This is a genomic window from Ruminococcus sp., from assembly GCF_024691275.1.
Lineage (GTDB): Bacteria > Bacillota > Clostridia > Oscillospirales > Ruminococcaceae > Ruminococcus.
In genome coordinates this window covers 33965-56375 of record NZ_JAILNU010000075.1, presented here as the reverse complement: position 1 = coordinate 56375, position 22411 = coordinate 33965, and the positions used below count along the sequence as shown (strand labels likewise).

Here is a 22411-nt window from a genome sequence, read left to right as displayed (position 1 = left end):
TATCTGAATTACTGATTATATATTAGTCCTCATCTGAAGGATCGTCGATATCGAGACTATTATAGAAGTCTCCGTCCTCCTCGTCATCGTCGAAGCTGAAGTCATCCTCCTCGCCGTCGTCGAAGCTGAACTCATCGTCCTTGTCAACGCCATCGAAGGAATCTCCGTCTTCTCCGTCCTCTTCGTCGAAGGAGAAGCCTGCGTCACCGATATCGCTGTCGGAGTAGCTTGTGCTGTCGGCAGTATCCTCATCAGCGAAGGATTCGCGTGAAGGCATCGGATCGTCGTCGTCGAAGTTCTGCTTGAGGTCGATCTCTTCCTGATTGATGTCGAGAACCTTGACATCGAGACAGAGTGACTGCATTTCCTTGATAAGTACCTTGAATGATTCAGGAATACCAGGTGTAGGAACGTTCTGACCCTTTACGATAGCCTCATAAGTGTTTACACGGCCGATAGTATCATCAGACTTGACAGTAAGGATCTCCTGAAGGGTGTAAGCTGCACCGTAAGCTTCAAGAGCCCAAACTTCCATCTCTCCGAAACGCTGACCGCCGAACTGAGCTTTACCGCCCAGAGGCTGCTGAGTAACGAGAGCGTAAGGACCAACGGAACGTGCGTGGATCTTATCATCAACGAGGTGGTGGAGCTTGAGGTAGTACATATAGCCCACAGTTACGCGGTTATCGAACTTTTCACCTGTACGTCCGTCGTAGAGAGTAAACTTACAATCCTCTGTGAATTCCAGAGCATTAGGATTAATTACCTTGTCCATAGCCTTGAGCTCGAACATATCGTCCTTGTGCTCCTGAGCGTGTTCATTAGCCATCTTGAAGCACTCACGGATATCGCCTTCGTGTGCGCCGTCGAATACAGGAGTCATGATATGCCAGCCAAGAGCCTTACAAGCCATACCGAGGTGTACTTCAAGTACCTGACCGATATTCATTCGTGAAGGAACGCCGAGAGGATTCAGCACAATATCGAGCGGAGTACCGTCAGGAAGGAACGGCATATCCTCCTCAGGGAGTATACGTGAAACGACACCCTTGTTACCGTGACGACCGGCCATCTTATCGCCGACAGTGATCTTACGCTTCTGAGCGATATAGCAGACAACGCGCATATTAACGCCTGCTGAGAGCTCGTCGCAGTTATCACGTGTGAACACCTTAACGTCAACAATGACACCTGATTCACCGTGAGGTACTTTAAGTGAATTATCACGTACTTCTCTTGCCTTCTCACCGAAGATAGCGCGGAGGAGTCTTTCCTCAGCGGTGAGCTCTGTTTCGCCCTTAGGAGTTACCTTACCAACGAGGATATCGCCTGAATTTACCTCAGAACCGATACGGATGATACCGTTTTCGTCGAGGTTTGCGAGAGCGTCATCGCCCACGTTCGGGATATCTCTTGTGATCTCTTCGGGTCCGAGCTTTGTATCACGGCACTCGATCTCGTATTCTTCTATATGAACAGATGTGAATACATCTTCTCTTACAAGGCGCTCGTTAAGGAGAACAGCGTCCTCGTAGTTGTAACCTTCCCAAGTCATGAAGCCGATGAGGGCATTCTTACCGAGGGATATCTCACCGTCAGCAGTTGCAGGGCCGTCAGCCAGTACCTGACCCTTCTTTACTTCCTCGCCTGCTGTAACGATAGGTCTCTGATTTACACAAGTGCCCTGGTTGGAGCGCTTGAACTTGATAAGCTCATACTTATGCTCAACGCCGTCTGTATCCACCATAGTGATCTTGTCAGCGTCAACATAAGTGATCTTGCCGTCGTAAGCAGATACAACGCATACGCCCGAGTCAACGGCAGCCTTGTATTCCATACCTGTACCAACGAAAGGACGCTCTGTCTTGAGGAGCGGAACTGCCTGACGCTGCATGTTTGAACCCATGAGGGCACGGTTAGCATCATCGTTTTCGAGGAACGGGATCATTGATGTAGCTACAGAAACGACCATCTTAGGAGATACGTCCATGTAGTCTACCTTTTCGCGTTCACATTCAAGGATCTGCTCGCGGTGACGTGCGTTTACACGAGGTCTTGCGAACTTGCCATCTTCTGTAAGAGGCTCGTTAGCCTGAGCAACAACGAAGTTATCCTCCATATCAGCAGTCATGTAAACTACGTCCTTGGTAACAACGCCTGTAGCCTTGTCGACCTTTCTGTAAGGAGCCTCGATGAAGCCGTACTCATTTATTCTTGCGAAAGTAGCCAGATAGGAGATAAGTCCGATGTTAGGACCTTCAGGAGTCTCGATAGGACACATTCTTCCGTAGTGGCTGTAGTGAACGTCACGAACCTCAAATCCGGCACGGTCTCTTGAAAGACCACCTGGTCCGAGGGCTGAAAGACGTCTCTTATGAGTAAGCTCGGCAAGAGGGTTGTTCTGATCCATGAACTGTGAAAGTGGTGAGGAGCAGAAGAACTCCTTCATAGCTGAAGAAATAGGTCTTATGTTAATAAGTGTCTGAGGAGTGAGGGTATTCACGTCCTGAGTCTGGAGGTTCATTCTCTCGCGGATACCGCGCTCCATACGTGTATAACCGATACGGAACTGGTTCTGGAGGAGCTCTCCGACACTTCTGATACGTCTGTTTCCGAGGTGGTCGATATCATCAACAGTACCGACACCCTCGCAGAGGTTGAGGAAGTAGCTGATAGAAGCCTTGATATCATCAAGAGTGATGTACTTAGGAGAAAGCTCGTCTGCCTTCTTCTTAACTGTCTCTTCGAGTTCATCAGCGTCAGCAGCGCTGTCCATGATCTCCTTGAGGACATTGAAGGATACCTTCTCGTTGATGCCGTACTTTTCAGCATCGAAATCGACATAGCCCTTGATATCTACCATGCCGTTACCGATGACCTTTACTACCTTCTCAACCATGCGGATAGAGGTCTCACCGCGGTCGTCAGTGTAGTATTCCTTTGCTTCAACAGTTACGAAAGCGCTGTATACGCCTGCCTGCTCGATCTCACAAGCCTTGTCGTAGGAGATAGTCTCACCTGCATCGGCGAGTATCTCACCTGTCATCTCATTTATTATAGGCTCAGCAAGGGTTCTGCCTGCAAGACGTGAAGCGATGCCGAGCTTCTTGTTGTACTTGTATCTACCGAAGCGGCAGAGGTCATATCTCTTAGCCTCGAAGAAGAGGTTGTTGAGGTGGCTGACTGCGCTCTCGACCGTAGGAGGTTCGCCCGGACGGAGCTTCTTGTATACGTCGATAAGAGCGTCCGAACGGTTCTTGGTCTGATCCTTCTGGAGGATAGTCTGCTTGAGGCGGTCATCGTCGCCGAAGATCTCGTAGATCTCCTCATCAGTACCCTCCTCGCCCAGAGCTCTTATAAAGGTAGTGAGCGGGATCTTTCTGTTTTTATCAATACGAACGTAAACAACGTCGTTGGAATCCTGTTCATACTCGAGCCATGCACCACGGTTAGGGATTATCTGCGAGCTGAAGAGATCCTTACCTGTTTTATCTTTAGTGAATGAGTAGTAAACACCCGGGGAACGAACGAGCTGAGAAACGATAACACGCTCAGCACCGTTGATAACGAAAGTACCGCTGTCTGTCATGAGCGGGAAGTCACCCATATATATCTCGCTCTCACTTACCGCACCTGTTTCCTTGTTTGCAAGTGTAGCGGTAGCTCTCATAGCGACCTGATAGGTAGCTCCTCTTGATTTACATTCTGCGAGAGAATATTTGGGAGTGTCATCAAAGCGATAGTCCTTGAAGTTGAGGACGAGATTGCCGTTATAATCAGTGATAGCGGTCATTTCGCGGAATACTTCACGAAGACCCTCCTCCTTGAACCACTTATACGAGTTCTTCTGCACCTCGATAAGGTTCGGCATCTCCAGAGGCTCGGTAATCTTACCGAAGCTCATTCTGACATTCTTTCCCAGCTGCTTAGGTGTAACATTCACCATAGGCGGAACCTCCTTGTATTTTTTTGCTGCCCTGCTGCCGCACACAGTGCAGACAGAGCAGTTCTTGTTTGTTGCTATCGTATCATGAATTTTTTTGCAGAAAACTATTGACAAGTCAGTGCAATGTATGCTATAATATCTTGCAAAATAGCGATACTATTCCATATTGATACATTATAACATTATAATACAGATTTTGTCCCATGTCAAGGGGCTCCGTGAAGATTTATAAAAAAGCGCCGAATTTAAAAACCATTCGGCGCTTTTTTTGTTCGATTTAGTAATATATGGTATAAATGGTTATTTATCCACTCTCTCGATCTTGTAGCCCTCAGCCGCAAGAATATCGTCAACGCCCTTCTCACCCGAAAAGCTTGTAACGTTCACGATAATGAACGGACTTTCGCCGCCGGCAAGAAAATCCCTGACCTTTGCGGCTATATTGTCGTTTTTCGCATAAAGAGTAGCCTCAAGATAAGCCTCGTAATCGTCATCAAGGTCTGACGAGCGATCCAGCCAGTAGTACTCCTCAGCAAGGGGCTCGACGTCGCCTCTTGCCCATTGGTTGTACTGCTCGGCAAGAGTTTTTGTGAATAAGCCTATATCCTCTGCACGTCTGATAGTATCGCTTATCATAAAATCAGACAGCTCATCGGTACCTGCGTCCATAGCCCTGAGCTGAGAATCCGCGTCTGCAAGGCTGACTACCTTTTTGTTCTCCATTTTTGCCATAGTGACAAATCTCGAATCAAGAGTCTCCATGAGAATATTCTTCACGTTTCCAACAGCCACGGCATTTACCTGTGAAGCCCAGAAGCTTGCGGAATAGCCGTCCATCATATTATTGTAGAAGAAATACTTTGACAGATATTCCTTCGCCTTGTTATAGGTCTCCTCGGAGATATGATCGGTTATGCTTGTGCCGTCGGTATAGACCATATGGCTGTAGAATTCCTGCATCTGCTCCATATCCTGTGACATATTGCTCATATCGTACTCAACAGCTATGGTATCGCTGTTTTTATAAGCGTCCATAACATAGTCGGGCAGCGGAAGGGTATAATCCGTCATAAAATACACCATACCCAGCACATAAAGCCCGTTTCCGCTATTTGTGTCTGTGATCCTCCACAGTGCAGGCTTTGATTCCTTCACTGTGATATATGAGTTTATATCGTTGGCCATTGTATTTGTATCAGCCGACTGAGTTCCCTTTTCCCCTTCTGCCGCGGTTGTTTCCTGTACGCTCGATTTAGGTCTTTCATCGACATGGAGCTCATTATCACAGGAAGCAGCGCTAAAAGCAAACAGTACCGCCATAAGAGCGGCAAAGAAACCCTTTTTCCTCATAAAATCCCTTTCTTTAGCCGAAGCTCTCGTCTATTATGTTATAGTGTGCATCAATGGCGCGGAAGCAGAATTCGATGTCGCCCGTGATTATTCCCTGTACTATTTTCTCATGGGCGTCCTGAAGTCTCATGCGCACATCGTGGTCGGCAGTAGTCAGGAAATCGTCTATCCAGCGCATATACACCTCGGATACAGCGTTCATGAAGGTTATCCAGAAGCCGTTTTCCGTAGCGTTTATAAGCGAATAGTGGAAGTCTCTGTCTGCCACAGTCTGCTCTTCAGTGCCCTCGGAATCCTTGAGCCTGTTGAGAGCGGCGACTATTTTAAGTTTGTTTTCCGAGCTGCAGCCCTTAGCGATAAGATAGCTGCACACGGTCTTTTCCATGCTTCTCCTGAAAGAACATATCTCTTCCTTTGAAGTTCTGTTCATCAGAAGCATGATGTCCATCGCCGAAGCGATAGAATCCGAGATATTATCAGTAAGATAATTTCCCGAGCCCTGTTTTCCATTGACAATACCGAGAATCTCAAGTCCCCTGAGCGCTTCGCGGACAGTATTTCGGCTTATGCCGAGCTTTTCCGATATACTGCGCTCTGTCGGAAGCTTGTCCCCTACCTGCAGCATTCCGCTTCTGATAAGGTCGAGTATATAATCAATAGTCTTGCGGTATTCACTGTTTCCCATAGCTTCCTCCTTAACATAAAAAATCAGTTGACTGCAAAGCCCGAAGTGAGCATTTTTCAAGTAAATATATTAAATATATGACCTGAACATTTATTGGCTGCACCGTTTTTTGAACACAAACGGTATATGCGGGTTTCTCAGCCGTAAGAAATTATAAAATAATATAAATAATTTATATACAGAAAAATTATAGCATATTTTTCACTTCAAGTCAACAGTAATAATGTGTAAAAATGTCGTTATAATATTCAAAATTTGCTGTTTTCTACAAAAGCCGCCGCTGTAAGCTTTAATTCCTACCGAATTCCGCCGCTCTAAGAAAGGGCGTTTCTGCGAGAAAAAGCGCAATATTTGATGATTTTAGTAACTTTTTGCTGTTTTTATCCAAAAAATATGAAAAAATCAGCATTTTTGCATTGAAATTTCCTGTGCAATGTGATATAATAATTGTAAATTGTAAATCAATGTACACAAAAAGGGGGGACACCATGAAGGAGCTGCTTGAAACTCTGTGTGATAAGTATCTGCTCAATCTGGGGCTGTTTACCGATTTCTGTCCGCTGGAAAGGGATATTCTTTACCCTGTATGTGCAAACGTTATTTGCACCGCGGATTCGGATTTTGACCTTTCAAAATTCAAAAACAGCATGGCTCTTATCAAGGATAACAACAAAATGCTGTCAAGCTTCCGCAGTACTATAAGACCGCTGATAGCGTCATGGCTGTCAATAAGCGACGATCCAAAGGGTGAAATGGAGCGCTGCCTTGAATGCTACGACCTGCTTAGGAAGTATTTTACCAATTCCGAGCACCTTGCATTAATGGCGGTGCTGCTCCAGAGGATAACGGACAAGAATACCGCCGAAAGCTATATAAAACGCGGCAGACAGATATACGACCGCATGAAAAAGGAGCACCGCATCCTCACCACAAAGGAGGACGTGGCTTTTGCGGTAATGCTTGCATTCTCCGAAAAGACCGACGATGAGCTCATAGAGGATATGGAGGCGAGCTATAAGCTTCTCAAGCACAGCGCCGACAAGAACAGTATCCAGACTGTGTCTCATGTTCTTTCTATGGCAGGCGGAAAGCCCGAGGACAAGTGCGCAAAGTTCATGGAGCTGTACGACAGTATGCTCAAAAAGGGACACAAGTATGGCAAGCACTATGAGCTTGCAATGCTTGCCGCACTGGCTATGACAAAGTTCGGAAGTGCCGAGATACTGGGCGATATAAGCGACGTTGAGGCTTTTCTCTCAGAGCATAATTCCATTGCGGACTTATCCGAATTCGGCAGGAGCGAGCCTGTAAGCCACGCATTCATGCTTCTGATCACCGCTTATGCCAGCGACGAAAATGTTGGCGACGAACAGGAAAGACGAGCTCTCCTTGCGGCAAGACAGACTGCACTGTATTCCGTTATGGTCTACAGCATGATGACGGTAGCGCCTGTGCTCTCAGAGTAGCTCGATTTCGTTTCTCGCAATGCAAATAACACTGTACTATTGGAGGTATCAAAGGTGAAGGCTGATAAATACATCATCGAAGCAAACAAGAAAACAGATATACGAAAACTCCCTACAAACAGCAAGGAGGATAACGTCGAAAAGGATGACATCATTGCTAAATATGAGGCAAACAAGCAGGAGCTCATTGCTCTCCAGGACAAGTTCTACGCCGATGGCAGAGAAGGACTTATCGTTGTGATACAAGCGCTTGACGCTTCCGGAAAGGACTCTGCGATCAAGTACGTTTTCAGCGGAATGAATCCTATGGGCGTAAAGGTACACTATTATAAAGCTCCTACCGCTGATGAACTGGCTCACGATTATCTCTGGCGCATACATCAGAATATCCCGCGCAGAGGCGAGATTGCCGTTTTCAACCGCAGTCACTATGAGGACTTAGTCACAGTTCAGGCTGAGGATATATGGAAGAATTATCATATGTCTGACCGTATTCTCGATGACGGCAAAAAGAAATTCTTCGAGAAGCGCTATAAGCAGGTCAATAATTTTGAGGAATATCTCCGGGAAAACAGCTTCCGCATGGTGAAGATATTCCTGCACGTCTCAAAGGAGGAGCAGACAGAACAGCTTCTTGAGCGTATACAGCTCCCCGAAAAGAACTGGAAATTCCGCGCAGACGATCTTAAAGTCCGCGATAAATACGATTCATATCTCAAATGCTTCAACGAGGTCATAAACATGACCTCCACCAAGCACTGCCCGTGGTATGTGCTTCCGGGAGACCAGAGGTGGTATACAAGGTATCTGATCACAGAGATACTTCTTAACGAGCTGAAAGCCTGCAAGCCCGAATATCCTGCACTTCCTCCCGAGGAAGCCGAAAAGCTCCCCGAGTGCAGAAAGGTGCTTGAAGAAGCTATGGCAGAGTATGAGAGCGGAAAGGCTGATAAATCAGAGAAAAAAGCAGACGAGCCCAAGAAAAAGGCGAAAAAGAAGTCAAAAAAGTAATATTCCAAATGTATAAAAAGAAGATCTCCCTATCAGAGGAGATCTTCTTTTTATATTTAGAGGGGTATAGTTGTCAGGTCTTTGATACTCCGAGAATAAAGCGAGTAAGAATGATAAGGTCGCCAACGTCGATCTTTCCGTTTCCATTCATATCTCCTGCCTCTGTATCATAGGGGCTGTTTTCAGGATTGAGGAGCACTTTTCGGCAAGCTATTACATCAAAGTTGTCAACAGCTCTGTCACCGTTAAAGTCACCCTTTATACTGCCCTCATTTGCTGCCAGATTAAACTTGCAGATATTGAGGCTGAAATTGCCGCTTGGGCTGTTGGTCTCAAAGAATACCTCACAGCTGTCAACAGGGGCTATAGGGAACCCTGCGCTGTCCCATGCCATGATATGCTTAGACCAGTCTATTCTGCCGTTCAGGTGACATTTCTTACCCATAGTATTACCTGCGTTCTGCTTTATGCTCAGGCAGCGGTAGATATCATATCCGCCGAGACCGCCCTCCCCTGCCTTATAGCGCAGATAGTACAGATCGTATCTGTCGCCGTTGATTATAGCGGAATTCTTCTTGATGACCGCATGATCCTTGAGGAAGGAATAGGGCTCAGCATTTGTGCCGTCCTTTCCGCTGGTATTCGTCTTGACCGAGCTTGCACCATAGCCTTCAAAAACATAGTATTCAAAATTAGACTGAGCAGACTTGCAGGCTGCGCACAGTGACCATTCCGTACCAGAAACCGATTTTGCATTCACATCTGCATCATAGTCCACTGAAAACTCGTCCATATTTATTTCGCCGTCAACTTCAAGCTTCTTTGAGAATGACTTGTACTCGCCCTCGCTCCAGCTGCTTGAAAAGCCGCCTGCTCCATTGGGATCTATAGTACTGTTTGCGTCTGTGGCATTACCCTTAGAGGAGAACGTGACCTTGCCGCCCTCATCGTTATCGCTGCCAAGTTGCAGATCGAAGTCATTCACCTTTGCACTGCCCTCGCCGCCCATAGTAAACAGGTCAAGGGATATTTCACTGATATTGCTTACTCTTTCAAGCGCAGAAGCCTGCTCCATGAATTTTTCAAGGTGCTTTCGGATATTGAGCCTTCCGCTTAGCTTAGGAGCACTGATATTATCCATAGCGCAGTCCTCGGCAACGCTCCAATAGGTATATCTTGCATGAGGAGGAGCCTCGGACAAGCCCAAAGCAGTATAGTTATGCATAGGGATAGAACGGTAAAGCGTGAATTTTCTGCCGTTATCCACAAGGGTGCCCAGCTCTATTACATTTTCATTATTCTGGAAATCCTTGTAATTGCTTGGGAAATAATAATTTTTTCTGCCGAGGATTATATTGAATTCGTCCTTCCAGTCGCTGCCCTCACCGATATCGAGCCAGCCGTGAACGCCTATGTCGATAACGCCGTTATCGCCGTACTTGACAGGTGTTACACTGATATCATAGTCTGCTATGATACATTCCTCGCTGCTATAGTTTACGGGAGCCTGGGCAAAGCTTCTTCCCTTGCGGAATGTGACACTGGAATAGCTGTCCCACTTTGCCTCAAAGCCGCCCTCGCCGAGGGGCTTCATTTCGTAATCGCCGCCGTTTGCAGCAGGCTCTGTGAAATAGAAACAGCCGTCCTCGGTGAAGGCTTCCCTTTCCCTTTCGGTAATTTCAATATCGCAGCTGTTGAGCTTTGCGCTGCCGCTTGACATCCACGCACGGACGTCCAGCATGGTACTGTAGATATTGCTCTTTTCCATGCCGAGCTTCTGCCACTCTTCCATGTGTCTGGTAAGGTCGATAGAGCTTTTAAGGTTTACCAGAGCACCGCTGCCGATATTGTTGTCGCGTCTGAAGCTGAAATACTTCTCAACGCTTGCGTCAAATGAAAAGCCGTTTGCATCGGCTTTTTTGTTGTACAGATCATAGGTCATGCCGTCCAGCTCATAGCTGCCTATGTTCTGTAATCCAAGGATACTTGCATAGTTTTCCGTGTCGAAATTGCACTGATAATCAATTACTGCATATTCAATGTTGTATCTTGCACTTTTTGGCACCAGCCAGCCGTATATCCCCACTCGGGAGCTGCCGTCGGTGACCTCCTCGCTGTCAGTGAGAGGACTAAACTCAAGGTCGTAATTTATTATAACGCTTTCGGGATCATTAGGCAATTCATTGCCGTATATGCCCTTGTCGAACTGGCACTCCCTGATACCTGACCATTCAGCGTAGAATCCGCCCTCATTATCGGGTTCAAAGGAGCACTCTCCGATATTGCTCATGTTATAAAACTCATAGTGATAGCCGTCAATATAGAATTGTTCATTTTGATCTGAAGCTGCATTAGAACTGAGATTAGACGTAAAGTTAAGCGATACAGCCATAACGCACATGGCTGCTGCGGTAATTCCCGCAATTAACTGCTTTGAGCCTTTAAAAATCATGGTTTTAAACTCCCCCTTTTCTGTATAATCAACTAAAAACATGAGCCGATCGGGGATTTATAACTAAATTATATAATAAATTCACAAAAAATACAAGCTAAAAATTGTGAATAAAAGTTTAATGTAAACCAAAAATTGCGATTTTATTCAAAAATTGTTATTATTTTATTCAAATAGTATTCAAAAATTGACATCTTTATATATTATGGTTATAATAGAATCACAATATTTGATATGTGCATTTTAAATTGGTATGACCAAAAGTCACACAAAAAACTCCGCAAGGACACACAAAGGATACACCTCAGAGCTATAATAAGCTCAGAACATTAAGGGAGCACGTGCTATGGATAAGATTCTTCTCGTTGAGGACGACCTCGATATATGTGAGGTCATTCGTAACTATTTTGAAAATAAGGGTACATCGATGACTGTTGTGAACAGCGGCGGCGAAGCATCTGACATCATCAGAAGCGGCTTAGACAGCTATGCATTGGTGCTCTTAGACATAATGCTGCCCGGGACCGACGGCTTTACCCTGTGCAGACAGCTGCGCACGAGAAGCGACATTCCCGTTATATTCATCACTGCCCGCGGCTGCGAGGAGGACATACTCAGCGGCTATGATCTTGGCTGTGACGACTATATCGTAAAGCCCTTTCTGCTCTCGGTGCTGTACAGCAAGTGTGAAGCCTTAGTGCGCCGTGCTGTCAGCTCCGACATAAAGCACACCCTCACCTGCGGTAAGATAAGCCTTGACACAAGGACTCTCCGCTGCTTTGCAGACGGTGCGGAGATCGAGCTTCCCCCGAAGGAGTTCGCTATCCTGCGCTATCTCTTAGAGCATGAGAACTGGGCTGTAACACGTGACACCCTCCTTGATAAAGTGTGGGGCTACGACTACTTCGGAAGCGACCGCGTGGTGGATAACCATATAAAGAAACTGAGAAAAGCCCTCGGCAGCGCAGGAAGCCAGATAAAAACGCTTGTGGGACGAGGGTATAAGCTGACAAAGGAGTGAGCAGAATGAAAGATAAATTATTCAGACACAAGCCAAAACGCACCACCTTTTTAAAATTATTTGCCAAAGCAATGATACTGCCGATATTTATCACGGCATTCGTAGGTTTCAACATATTCCCCCTCGGTCACAGCTATATACAGTCACGTACCGAAGCACAGAATAACACGGATTTCAACAATTTAGTCAACTGGGTAGAAAAGGGTGACACTCCCGAAAAGGCATGGAACAGACCTATTGAGTTCCCAATGTGTGTAAGCGCATCAAGAGTCATCTCCACAGACGGAATATTCTTCAACACAGGCGCAGGACAGTACGTCATGGGTACTACCTATGACGATCCCAAAAGCGCAAGCGCAAAATGGGTATTTGACAGCGACGGAAATATCATTATGTCAAACAGAGCTAAAATGTGGGTGATCCTCAGATACAGCGCCGAAGATGACGGAAGGCGCTACTGTAAATTCGATCCCGAGGAGTTTGATATTCCCGAGCTGAATGAGCTGTTTGCAGAATACTTCAAGGACACGAAAGAAAACAATATCAGCTATGAATTTCATCTGAAAAGCCTTTATCTCAACGAGGAGACCAACCAGATGATCCCCCATGAGTTCGAAATAATAAAGGATAAATACAGTGTTTTCATGCCAAATAGTATTTACGAAACAGAACACGATTCCATAGGAACTAAGAATATCGTCATAAACACCGATGAGGAGGGCTTTAAGCTCATAGAATTAGCTGACAGAAATTCACCTGACGATTATCCCAGTGCCAACTTTTTCTCAATATGGGGCGTTGATCCTGTAACCTTCGACGAAATAAGCCGTCAATACGACGAGGTCGTAAAAACCGAAAAATACACATCAGGAATGAAGGGAAATGGTGATAACACCAATGATTTCTACCACAAAGAAGACCTCGCTGAAAATAAATACGGCGCAAGCGGCTGTATCAGCATTACCCGTATCAACCTTATGAACAGACACGCTGTAAGAAAATACATTCTCATAACAGCCATAGTATTTATCATTTCCACACTTATCGCTCTGGTTCTCTCAATTATCAGAAACGCCAAAAACAAGGCTCAGTACGCCTTCGAGGACTACCAGAGAGCTCTCACCAACAACCTCGCCCACGACCTGAAAACTCCACTTGCGGTCATAGGCGGCTATGCGGAAAATCTCATGGAAATGCGAAAGGACTGCGGCGATGAGAAGGAGCTTAAATACCTCGCCTCAATAATGCAGAATGTCTCATACACCGATGACATGATCGCTAAAACGCTGAAGCTGAGCGAAACAGAACAGATAAAGAAACTGAACAGAAAGAAAGTCGATATAAAGTCTCTTGCCGAGAGGTCCGCAGAGAAATACCGTACCATCCTTGAGGAGAGGAGCATAAACCTTAAAATAGAGGGCGGAGCTGAAATTACTGCCGACGAGGATACTCTTATGGCTGCTGTCGAGAACCTCATCTCCAACGCTGTAAAATACACCCGTGACGGCGGAGAAATAAGAATAACCGCCGATAAAAAGCATTTTACCGTTGTCAATGATGCCGCTGAGAACGTTGATACAAATGACCTGCTCATGCCATTCGTCAAGGGCGACAAGGCAAGAAGCGACAAGACCAGCAGCGGTCTGGGGCTCGCAATAGCCTCCTCAGCTGCCGCACAGAACGGCTTTAAAGTCAAGATAAACTGCAAGGATAAGAGGTTTACTGCGGCTATTGAGTTCTGACCGTAAATTTGACAAATCAGCCGTATTGATATATAATATTCTCATAATATCCGAAAAACGGAGGAATACCATGAGATACGAAATTATCAATATATTTGAAGAGGATTACGGCTGTGAGGGTATCCCCGAGGGTGAGGAGCTCATGTGTACTGTGCTTATCCGTGACGAAAGCGGCTTTGAAAAGCATATCAGGCTTGCAGACAGCTTTCTCACAGAGAATCAGCTGAAAAAAGGCAGCACACTGCTGCTTGAGGAGGTCTGATATGTCAGAAAAAGCAAATAAGGCGGTCGAGAACCACAAGCGTTTCTACAGCTGCTCTGCCGCTGTGCTCTGTGCCTTTGCAGAGGAAGCAGGCATAAGCGAGCAGGAGGCAAAAGCCGTCGCTGCGCCCTTTGCAGGCGGCAGAATGGGCAAATGCGGAGCTGTTCTTGCAGCGGAATATGTGCTCTCAAAGCGCTTTCCCGACAAAGCCGACGAAAAATGCGCTGCTTTGGAAAAGGAATTCACAGCCTTGAACCGCTCGGTATTATGCCGCGAGCTTAAAGGTGCTCTCACAGGTTCTCCCCTGCGTTCGTGCAGAGGCTGCGTAACCGACGCCGCCGAGATACTCGAAAGAATGTGCTCGGAATATTAAAAAACTCCCCCGAAAACGGTGATAATCTGCCGTGATGCTTATATATTAAGTATTACGAACCCTTATCACTGTTTTCGGGGTTTTTATTCAACGAAAGTTATAATCCGACACAAAAATTAACTGATATTTGAATTTGAAAAGAAATATAACTGTTTCGCTCTGCATTTTGAATGATTCTTATTACAAATTCAACCAATGGTTTATATTTATCTATTTTTATTCGCTTGAACTCAACTGCAAGTGGTGATACAATAGATTGTAGAAAGCACAGAGAGGGAGGTGCAACATGGACAAAAAAAGCGTTTTCAGGATAAATCTCGTCAAACGCCGTAAGGAGCTTGGACTTACTCAGGAACAGCTTGCTTCGCGTATGAATGTTTCCCCTCAGGCTGTTTCCAAGTGGGAAAATTCCAGCTACCCCGACGGCGAGCTCCTTCCACAGCTTGCTAAGGAGCTTAATACCTCTCTTGATTCCCTGTTCGGCGTAAAGATAACAGACAGCCAGCGGGACATCGAACAGCTCGTTGACGACGAGCTGCGTACAACTCCCCCTGAAAAGCGCTCGGAAAAGTTCATGCGCATCATGTACTCCTCACTTTGTGCCTGCAATCCCAACACCGATACAGTAGGCAGGTTAAGGGAAAGCTACGAGCATGAGACCTACGCAGGTCTCAAAACTGACCGTGAGTTAGCACTGTCGCGTATCAGCGAGGACCTGCGTTACTTCTGCTTTTTAGAGATACCCGAAAACGGCGTGAATTCCTACTTTGGTGACACAACGAATATGATAAGGCTTTTCAATACCCTTGCCGACGATGACGCTATCAGCATTATCAGCTACTTAGGCGCAAGCGTCAGGAACAAGATGTTCTCGGTGGCAATGATATCGGAAAAGCTGGAAATACCGTCTGCAAAGGTCCAGCACATCATCGACAGGCTCGACCGCTTCGGACTTGTATGGCGAGTTTCCGCCGATATAAACGACCTTCCCGTAATACTCTACGGCTATACCCACCAGATACCGCTGACACTGATACTTGTCCTTGCAAAGACCATTACCAACTACCTGAAGTATATGGATCCAAATGTTGAGGAGTGGTCACAGGGAGCTTTCAGACGCGAGAACGGCGAACAGGACGAGGTAGTCCCACAGGTGCCGTGGTGGAGCGAAGGCGAACTATAATCCAAGTCATACTCCGCTGTCCTGCACTGCAGCGGATAAAATAAGGAGGAAAATACATGAAAAAAACAGCAGCGTTTCTTGCAGCCTGCGTTGTTACAGGCTGTACACTCACAGCGCCCATGAACGGCATACCTCAGACAGCCGTTAATGCAGCTGACGGCTATGACATGAAGATAACCGTTGACCTCAAGGGCGAAAGAAAGGAAATATCCCCTCTCATCTATGGCGTGAACCAGTATACAACTTCCCTCAAGGACGTAAAGACCAATTCAGTCCGTCAGGGCGGAAACCGTATGACAGCATACAACTGGGAGACCAACGCTTCCAACGCAGGCTCCGACTGGAAACACAGCTCTGATACCAACCTCTCTGAATCCGATGATCCTGCTGACTGCGTACAGGTCCTCTCAAAGGACGCAGCTAAGTACAATGTAGGCTATAAGCTGACGACACTCCAGCTTGCAGGCTATGTTTCCGCTGATAAGAACGGTCCTGTCAGTGAGGAGGAAAAAGCTCCCTCAGACCGCTGGAACAAGATAGTCCTCACAAAGGGCTCAGACTTCGCTGATACTCCTGACCTCACAGACGGCGTAGTCTACATGGACGAGTACGTAAACTACATCATCAAGAAGCTTGGCGACTCAAAGTCAGCAACAGGTATACAGGGCTACAGCCTCGACAACGAGCCTGTTCTCTGGAACGACACTCACAGCAGAATGCACCCCGAGCCTGTTACTATCGAGGAGCTCAGGACAAAGTCCATCGAAATGGCTAAAAATGTCAAAAAGCTCGATCCGAATGCCGAGGTATTCGGTCCTGCACTGTACGGATATACAGCCTTTGATCACCTTGATGACGACGATCAGCACGACGAATGGGAAAAGGTAAAGGCTGAAAACAACTATCACTGGTATCTTGACAGCTACCTTGACGATATGCACAAGGCTTCTGAGGAGGCAGGCACAAGACTCCTTGATGTTCTTGATATACACTACTATTCAGAATCAGCACGTAAGGGCGCAGAGGACAGAGTTCAGTCAGTTCGTACACTCTACGAAAAGGGCTTCTCCGAGAACAGCTGGATAGGTCAGTGGTGCATGGAGAATGTGCCGATACTTCCGACTATTCAGGCATCAATAGATAAATACTACCCGGGCACAAAGCTTGGTATCTCAGAGTACAACTTCGGCGGCGGAGATGATACATCAGGTACTATCGCACAGGTCGAGGCTCTGGGCTGCTATGCTGACCACGGCGTATACTTCGCTACACTATGGGGCGGCGAGCCTTTCATCGTATCAGGTATCAACCTTTACACAAACTATGACGGAAAGGGCGGCAGCTTCGGCGATACCCTTATCCCTGCAAAGACCGAGGACGTTTCAAAGTCAAGCACATATGCTGCTGTAAACGCTAAGGACGACTCAAAGGTCACTGTTATGGTCACCAACAAGAATATGACAGAAAAGGAAAACGCTGTCATCGACCTCAAAAACGCTGAAAAGGATTACAAGTCCGCAGCTGTTTACGCTATCTTCGGCGACGACGAGCAGATAAAGCTCATCGACATCATCAATGACGTAAAGGATAACAGCGTAAGCGTTGACCTCCCTGCCTTCTCAGCAGCTATGGTAGTCGTTTCCGACAAGGCTGACGCTTTCAGCGACCTCAAGACCTATGAGGAAACAAAGACCGACCTCGTTACAAAGGAATACACAGATATCGAGAAGCTGACCAACGACAAGGGCTTCGTAGTAGTTCCTATCGAGGACGCAAAGCATCTCTCAAAGATCGTTATCAACGGCGCTGTAACATCAAGCGCAGGTTCAAGCTGGGCTACAGCAGGCTGTGCAGTCTGCATGAACGCTGTTTCAAAGGACGGCGAGGGCTTCTGGACCTACAAGGACTACTCAATGCCTCTGGGCAATAAGGTCTCCGCTACCGTAAAGTTTGACGGCATACTCACAAAGACAACAGGCGAGGGCGCCGACAAGGTCTCGGAGGACCTCGAAGCAACTATTGCCGACGGCAAGATAGAGCTTCAGAAGTGGTGGGACGCTTCCGAAAAGAGCGAGGCTGCCGCTGAGGACAAGATAGAGGTCAAGTATTCAAGCATACAGGTAGTTTATGAGTACGCACAGGGCGAAGCTCCGTCAGTTACAACAACTACCACGACTACAGCTACGACTACAGCCAGTAACAGCACCACAACAACTGCTTCTGCGACAACTACTACAGTCGGCGGCGGAGATGTTTTATTCGGCGACGCAAACGCTGACGGCGGCGTAGACCTTTCAGACGCAGTAATGATAATGCAGGAGCTGGCTAATCCAAATAAATACGGCTTGAATGGTACCGATGAGCACCATATCACCGACAAGGGACTCAAGAATGCAGACTGCTGCAACGTTGGCGACGGCGTTACAAACAACGATGCGCTGGCAATACAGCTCTATCTGCTCAAGCTTATAGACAAGCTCCCTGCTGAGATAAAGGAATAATTTCCATTTACCTCTTTATCCCAAAACGACATCTTCTATTTCTAAAGTTTAACGGGCTTCCCTTTGCGGAAGTCCGTTCGCCTTTTCACAGTGAAATAAGGGCATCAGCTGCCGCCCTGCTTTGGAAGCATATAAAAAAGGACGTGATAGTTCACGTCCTTTCATCTATATATTCTGTGTGGTTCTTGCCGTTGTTCTTGCCCCTGTAAAGGAGTTTATCGGCTGCTGTTATTACGTTGTCTATTTTGTCGACCGGTATACCCTTGCTTACACCGAAGGTCATGGTAACTCCGAATTCAACATCGTCTATCTCAAAAACATGAGAACGAAGCATTTTATGTATCTGCTCTGTAAATGAAACGCCCTTTTCTATGCTTGCATTTGGTATTACAAAGAGGAACTCCTCACCGCCCCATCTTGCGGCATAACCGCCGTCAGGGATAAAGTTTATGAACTGATTCGATACATAAACGAGCACCTTATCGCCTACATCGTGTCCGTAGGTATCGTTTATCCTCTTGAAGTTGTCAATATCTCCGATACCGATCACGTACTGGCTTTGTGGAGAACAATCCCTTCTGATATTGCGTATATGCTCAGTCATGGCACGGCGGTTGAACAGATGAGTAAGCGGATCCTTTGAAGCCTGCTCCTTGAATTCCTCACGCTGGTCCACCAGCTGGAACTCCTTATACTCACGGATAAAGATATTTGATACGCCTGCTACCATCATCACGAAAACTCCGATGACTGCGTTTGTTATCTGTATCGCCTTTATTACGTCATTATCTTCGAATACATATTTTACATCGGCATTGTAATCCATGGTGACCTTATAATACAGGAACAGTCCCATAGATACCGCCGAGATAATGAACGGGATATATATCTTCTGCGTATACGTCAGGAACGTTGCGGGGATTATCAGAATAAAGAACATCGCAAAGTCGGGCTGCCACCCAAGAAAATGCGTGGCAAATGCGGCGTGAACGATAACTTCGATATCCGCAAGATACAGCAGTGCTGCACCGCCCTTTCCTAAACGTATGACAACAAAGAGCGTAAAATAAAAAAGAACACTGAATATATTGAATATAACAAGTTCTTTGACCTGAAGTATATAGAACATTATCAGGTACGCAATATGTGTACATAAACAGGCTATATTACTGAATGAATATATAAACTTTTCATTTGATTTGCCAAATATCTGCTTGTGGCTGGCAACGAATTCTCTGAGGAAATACGTGTCATTTCGGGAACCCATGTTTATTATCACTTCCCTTCAAGTTGTATTACCATTTATTATACACCAAATACTGCAATTTTTCAATATCTAAAATGTGAACAATATTTACAAATATACTAAAAAAAGCTTTGGGTATTTACTTATTCAGACATTTCGGCGGATTTTCCGCAATGTAGCTGTCGAGTATCTCTGCTGCCGTGCGTACGAATCTTATGCATGGACGTACCTTGTAATACTGCTCGGTGCGTTTTTCGGGCTCGGGAGCAGAGGTCACGCTCAGCTCCTTTAAGAGCTCACGACAGACTATAGTGCCGTGCTTTTCCCTGAAACAGTCAGCAAGCTCCTGTATGCGCTTGTAATGCTCAGTCTTTTCCTCGTGAGAATAATTCTCGCCAAGACCGTAGAGTATCCCCGCCACCATGAACATAGCCGAGCAGGTACCGCAGACCTCTCTCATTCTGCCCATTCCGCCGCCGAAAGAGGAGGAAAGGCGCAGTGCAAGCTCATAGTCCATGCCTGTAACGTCGGAAAAAGCGGCAAATACAGACTGAGCGCAGTTAAGTCCGCCTGCGAAAAGACCGCAGGCTTTATCAGCGTGGTCATATTTCATTATAATTAACACTTCCTAAAATAAATCAAAATTTAACGCCTTTGGCGTCCCGAAAAATTGGTATTGTAGGGGCGAACATTGTTCGCCCGTGTCAAAATTGATGTGTATGTTTGCGGGCGCACATTGTGCGCCCCTACAAATGTAAATTATGATTTATATTATACCGTATAATAAATAAAAAATCAAGCGGCAACGGAATGTTATTTTTTTAACACGAGAAACTGCGGAAATTAGTGTATTTTGCATTAAAAGCTCAAAAGAGACAAAGTTTTTTAAAAAAAGACTTGATTTTATACCGAAAAAGTCGTATTATTATATACAGGTATGTTCTGCACTCGCTATGATATTTTCGCACAATATCCGTGCAGAGCGCCCGTAAGGACAGTATTGCCGCGTTTTCGCGCAATAATGGGCTTCCTAAAAACCGAAAGGAGTATTTATAATGATTTATTCGCACGAAGTTGAAACAATGTGCCCAATCGCACAGGGCGTTGCTCACGGCGCTGCTCCCATTCCTGAGGAGGCAAAGTGGGTAAAGGCTAAGGAGATCAAGGATATTTCCGGATTTACACACGGTATCGGTTGGTGTGCACCTCAGCAGGGTACCTGCAAGCTCACACTCAACGTTAAGGAAGGCGTTATCCAGGAGGCTCTCGTTGAGACTATCGGCTGCTCTGGTATGACTCACTCTGCTGCTATGGCTGCTGAAATCCTCCCCGGCAGAACAATTCTTGAAGCTCTTAACACAGACCTCGTTTGTGACGCTATAAACACAGCTATGAGAGAGCTCTTCCTCCAGATCGTTTACGGTCGTTCACAGTCTGCTTTCTCAGAGGGCGGTCTCGTTATCGGTGCAGGTCTTGAGGATCTCGGTAAGGGACTCCGTTCACAGATCGGTACTACATACGGTACTCTCAAGAAGGGACCACGTTACCTCGAACTCACAGACGGCTATATCACAGGTCTCGCTCTTAACGAGGACGACGAGATCATCGGCTATAAGTTTATCAACTTTGGTAAGATGATGGACTTCATCAAGGCAGGCGACGACGCAAATACTGCTTTTGAGAAGGCTCAGGGACAGTACGGCAGAGTTGCTGACGCTGTTAAGATCGTTGATCCGAGAAAAGAATAAGGAGGACTTGTAAAATGGCTTTATTTGAATCATATGAGAGACGCGAGAAGCAGATCCTCGCTGTTCTTAAAGAATACGGCATCAGCTCTATCGAGGAGTGTGCTGAGGTTTGCAAGGCTAAGGGACTTGACATCTACAAAATGGTAGAGGGTATCCAGCCTATCTGTTTTGAAAACGCTAAGTGGGCTTACACTGTAGGCTGCGCTATCGCTATAAAGAAGGGCTGCAAGAGAGCTGCTGACGCTGCTGCTGCTATCGGTGAGGGCCTCCAGGCTTTCTGTATCCCAGGTTCAGTTGCTGACCAGCGTAAGGTTGGTCTCGGTCACGGTAACCTCGGCAAAATGCTCCTTGAGGAAGACACAGAGTGCTTCGCATTCCTCGCAGGCCACGAGTCATTCGCTGCTGCTGAGGGTGCTATCGGTATCGCTGAGAAGGCTAACAAGGTTCGTCAGAAGCCCCTCCGCGTTATCCTCAACGGTCTCGGCAAGGACGCTGCTCAGATCATCGCTCGTATCAACGGCTTTACATACATCGAGACTGAAATGGACTACGCTACAGGCGAAGTTAAGGAAGTATTCCGCAAGGCTTACTCAAACGGTCTCCGCGCTAAGGTAAACTGCTACGGCGCTAACGACGTAAGAGAAGGCGTTGCTATCATGTGGAAGGAGAACGTTGACGTTTCTATCACAGGTAACTCAACTAACCCGACTCGTTTCCAGCACCCTGTTGCAGGTACTTACAAGAAGGAGCGCGTTGACGCTGGCAAGAAGTACTTCTCAGTTGCTTCAGGCGGCGGTACAGGACGTACTCTCCACCCAGACAACATGGCAGCAGGTCCTGCTTCATACGGTATGACAGATACTCTCGGCCGTATGCACTCTGACGCTCAGTTCGCAGGTTCATCTTCTGTTCCTGCTCACGTTGAGATGATGGGACTCATCGGCATGGGCAACAACCCGATGGTTGGTGCTACTGTTGCTTGCGCAGTTGCTGTTGAAGAGGCTATGAAGTAATTTATTACTGGATATAATGAAAGAGGCAGTAAGTCAATCGACTTACTGCCATTTTTAGTTGTATTTAGGTCATTGTAACGTTTGTATATTTACCGCTATTTCTTGCTTCATCAGCGCATTTACTGCTCATATTCACAATTTTATGACTAAATTTAAAATTACCATCAGGATTATACCCGTCTACATATTGCAAATCATATTTATAGCATTGTTCAGTTTGTCCACACCAATAGCAATTAGTTTCACGAGGTCCAGTGTCACAAGCTACAGTAAAAAGCAAACTTATTATTCCGACCGTAAAAGATATTATCTTTCTAATTATTATTTTTTTGTTTGAATTATTATTCATATAATCACTCCTTTATTGTTGCATAGCAACATTTTCTTTGTAACTTTATTATATATAATAATC

At 46.2% G+C, this 22411-nt stretch carries 17 protein-coding genes; 10 read left to right on the top strand and 7 right to left on the bottom strand.

Annotation, left to right across the window (positions count from 1 at the left end):
• Positions 1-22: 22 nt before the first annotated feature.
• The 3 genes from rpoB to K6G33_RS08920 all read right to left on the bottom strand — a co-directional run bounded on the left by rpoB (position 23) and on the right by K6G33_RS08920 (position 5981).
• The gene (rpoB, locus tag K6G33_RS08930; protein WP_296778508.1) at positions 23-3946 is read right to left on the bottom strand and encodes a DNA-directed RNA polymerase subunit beta; all 3924 of its coding nucleotides are present in this window, start codon (positions 3944-3946) and stop codon (positions 23-25) included.
• A 300-nt stretch (positions 3947-4246) separates the two neighbouring features.
• Positions 4247-5296, bottom strand: coding sequence for a TraB/GumN family protein (locus tag K6G33_RS08925; protein ID WP_296778505.1), 1050 nt, complete (start codon positions 5294-5296; stop codon positions 4247-4249).
• A 13-nt stretch (positions 5297-5309) separates the two neighbouring features.
• The gene (locus K6G33_RS08920; protein ID WP_296778503.1) at positions 5310-5981 is read right to left on the bottom strand and encodes a GntR family transcriptional regulator; all 672 of its coding nucleotides are present in this window, start codon (positions 5979-5981) and stop codon (positions 5310-5312) included.
• A 488-nt stretch (positions 5982-6469) separates the two neighbouring features.
• Here K6G33_RS08920 and K6G33_RS08915 point away from each other — a divergent pair, with 488 nt between their 5' ends.
• Complete coding sequence (locus K6G33_RS08915; RefSeq protein ID WP_296778500.1) at positions 6470-7447, top strand: DUF4003 family protein; 978 nt, start codon at positions 6470-6472, stop codon at positions 7445-7447.
• Between the two features lie 54 nt (positions 7448-7501).
• Positions 7502-8458, top strand: a complete 957-nt coding sequence (locus tag K6G33_RS08910; protein ID WP_296778499.1) for a PPK2 family polyphosphate kinase — start codon at positions 7502-7504, stop codon at positions 8456-8458.
• A gap of 73 nt (positions 8459-8531) precedes the next feature.
• On the opposite strand, the gene K6G33_RS08905 is transcribed toward K6G33_RS08910, so the two are convergent.
• Positions 8532-10910 carry a glycoside hydrolase family 11 protein gene (locus K6G33_RS08905; RefSeq protein ID WP_296778496.1) on the bottom strand — a complete coding sequence of 793 codons (2379 nt, stop codon included), beginning with the start codon at positions 10908-10910 and terminating at the stop codon, positions 8532-8534.
• Between the two features lie 346 nt (positions 10911-11256).
• Between K6G33_RS08905 and K6G33_RS08900 the strand changes: the two genes are divergently transcribed.
• The 6 genes from K6G33_RS08900 (at position 11257) to K6G33_RS08875 (ending at position 17992) form a co-directional block, all read left to right on the top strand.
• Entirely contained in the window at positions 11257-11931 is a 675-nt protein-coding gene (locus K6G33_RS08900) for a response regulator transcription factor (protein ID WP_296778494.1), read from the top strand.
• 5 nt (positions 11932-11936) lie between these two features.
• Positions 11937-13673 (top strand): cell wall metabolism sensor histidine kinase WalK, encoded by a 1737-nt coding sequence (locus K6G33_RS08895; protein ID WP_296778491.1) that lies wholly within the window; start codon positions 11937-11939, stop codon positions 13671-13673.
• Between the two features lie 70 nt (positions 13674-13743).
• Positions 13744-13935 carry a hypothetical protein gene (locus tag K6G33_RS08890; RefSeq protein ID WP_296778489.1) on the top strand — a complete coding sequence of 64 codons (192 nt, stop codon included), beginning with the start codon at positions 13744-13746 and terminating at the stop codon, positions 13933-13935.
• Between the two features lies 1 nt (position 13936).
• Positions 13937-14308, top strand: a complete 372-nt coding sequence (locus K6G33_RS08885; protein ID WP_296778487.1) for a C-GCAxxG-C-C family protein — start codon at positions 13937-13939, stop codon at positions 14306-14308.
• 286 nt (positions 14309-14594) lie between these two features.
• On the top strand, positions 14595-15491 hold the full coding sequence (locus K6G33_RS08880) for a helix-turn-helix domain-containing protein (RefSeq protein WP_296778485.1): 897 nt from the start codon (positions 14595-14597) through the stop codon (positions 15489-15491).
• 56 nt (positions 15492-15547) lie between these two features.
• Positions 15548-17992, top strand: a complete 2445-nt coding sequence (locus K6G33_RS08875) for a glycoside hydrolase family 44 protein (RefSeq protein ID WP_296778482.1) — start codon at positions 15548-15550, stop codon at positions 17990-17992.
• Positions 17993-18143: 151 nt separating this feature from the next.
• On the opposite strand, the gene K6G33_RS08870 is transcribed toward K6G33_RS08875, so the two are convergent.
• Together K6G33_RS08870 and K6G33_RS08865 are read right to left on the bottom strand one after the other, a co-directional pair.
• Positions 18144-19121 carry a GGDEF domain-containing protein gene (locus K6G33_RS08870; protein ID WP_296778480.1) on the bottom strand — a complete coding sequence of 326 codons (978 nt, stop codon included), beginning with the start codon at positions 19119-19121 and terminating at the stop codon, positions 18144-18146.
• A 256-nt stretch (positions 19122-19377) separates the two neighbouring features.
• Entirely contained in the window at positions 19378-19851 is a 474-nt protein-coding gene (locus K6G33_RS08865; protein ID WP_296778479.1) for a C-GCAxxG-C-C family protein, read from the bottom strand.
• A 442-nt stretch (positions 19852-20293) separates the two neighbouring features.
• Between K6G33_RS08865 and K6G33_RS08860 the strand changes: the two genes are divergently transcribed.
• Both K6G33_RS08860 and K6G33_RS08855 read left to right on the top strand, forming a co-directional pair.
• A complete protein-coding gene (locus K6G33_RS08860) occupies positions 20294-20986 on the top strand; it encodes an iron-sulfur cluster assembly scaffold protein (RefSeq protein ID WP_028519850.1) in 693 nt (230 codons plus the stop codon).
• A gap of 14 nt (positions 20987-21000) precedes the next feature.
• Positions 21001-21999 carry a GGGtGRT protein gene (locus tag K6G33_RS08855; protein WP_296778477.1) on the top strand — a complete coding sequence of 333 codons (999 nt, stop codon included), beginning with the start codon at positions 21001-21003 and terminating at the stop codon, positions 21997-21999.
• Positions 22000-22063: 64 nt separating this feature from the next.
• On the opposite strand, the gene K6G33_RS08850 is transcribed toward K6G33_RS08855, so the two are convergent.
• Entirely contained in the window at positions 22064-22348 is a 285-nt protein-coding gene (locus tag K6G33_RS08850) for a hypothetical protein (protein ID WP_296778476.1), read from the bottom strand.
• Positions 22349-22411: the final 63 nt, after the last annotated feature.

Bases quoted from the DNA above. Each gene is read 5' to 3' on its own strand.
- rpoB (WP_296778508.1), bottom strand. From the start codon at position 3,946: ATGGTGAATGTTACACCTAAGCAGCTGGGAAAGAATGTCAGAATGAGC.
- K6G33_RS08925 (WP_296778505.1), bottom strand. From the start codon at position 5,296: ATGAGGAAAAAGGGTTTCTTTGCCGCTCTTATGGCGGTACTGTTTGCT.
- K6G33_RS08920 (WP_296778503.1), bottom strand. From the start codon at position 5,981: ATGGGAAACAGTGAATACCGCAAGACTATTGATTATATACTCGACCTT.
- K6G33_RS08915 (WP_296778500.1), top strand. From the start codon at position 6,470: ATGAAGGAGCTGCTTGAAACTCTGTGTGATAAGTATCTGCTCAATCTG.
- K6G33_RS08905 (WP_296778496.1), bottom strand. From the start codon at position 10,910: ATGATTTTTAAAGGCTCAAAGCAGTTAATTGCGGGAATTACCGCAGCA.
- K6G33_RS08900 (WP_296778494.1), top strand. From the start codon at position 11,257: ATGGATAAGATTCTTCTCGTTGAGGACGACCTCGATATATGTGAGGTC.
- K6G33_RS08895 (WP_296778491.1), top strand. From the start codon at position 11,937: ATGAAAGATAAATTATTCAGACACAAGCCAAAACGCACCACCTTTTTA.
- K6G33_RS08890 (WP_296778489.1), top strand. From the start codon at position 13,744: ATGAGATACGAAATTATCAATATATTTGAAGAGGATTACGGCTGTGAG.
- K6G33_RS08885 (WP_296778487.1), top strand. From the start codon at position 13,937: ATGTCAGAAAAAGCAAATAAGGCGGTCGAGAACCACAAGCGTTTCTAC.
- K6G33_RS08880 (WP_296778485.1), top strand. From the start codon at position 14,595: ATGGACAAAAAAAGCGTTTTCAGGATAAATCTCGTCAAACGCCGTAAG.
- K6G33_RS08875 (WP_296778482.1), top strand. From the start codon at position 15,548: ATGAAAAAAACAGCAGCGTTTCTTGCAGCCTGCGTTGTTACAGGCTGT.
- K6G33_RS08870 (WP_296778480.1), bottom strand. From the start codon at position 19,121: ATGTTCTATATACTTCAGGTCAAAGAACTTGTTATATTCAATATATTC.
- K6G33_RS08865 (WP_296778479.1), bottom strand. From the start codon at position 19,851: ATGAAATATGACCACGCTGATAAAGCCTGCGGTCTTTTCGCAGGCGGA.
- K6G33_RS08860 (WP_028519850.1), top strand. From the start codon at position 20,294: ATGATTTATTCGCACGAAGTTGAAACAATGTGCCCAATCGCACAGGGC.
- K6G33_RS08855 (WP_296778477.1), top strand. From the start codon at position 21,001: ATGGCTTTATTTGAATCATATGAGAGACGCGAGAAGCAGATCCTCGCT.
- K6G33_RS08850 (WP_296778476.1), bottom strand. From the start codon at position 22,348: ATGAATAATAATTCAAACAAAAAAATAATAATTAGAAAGATAATATCT.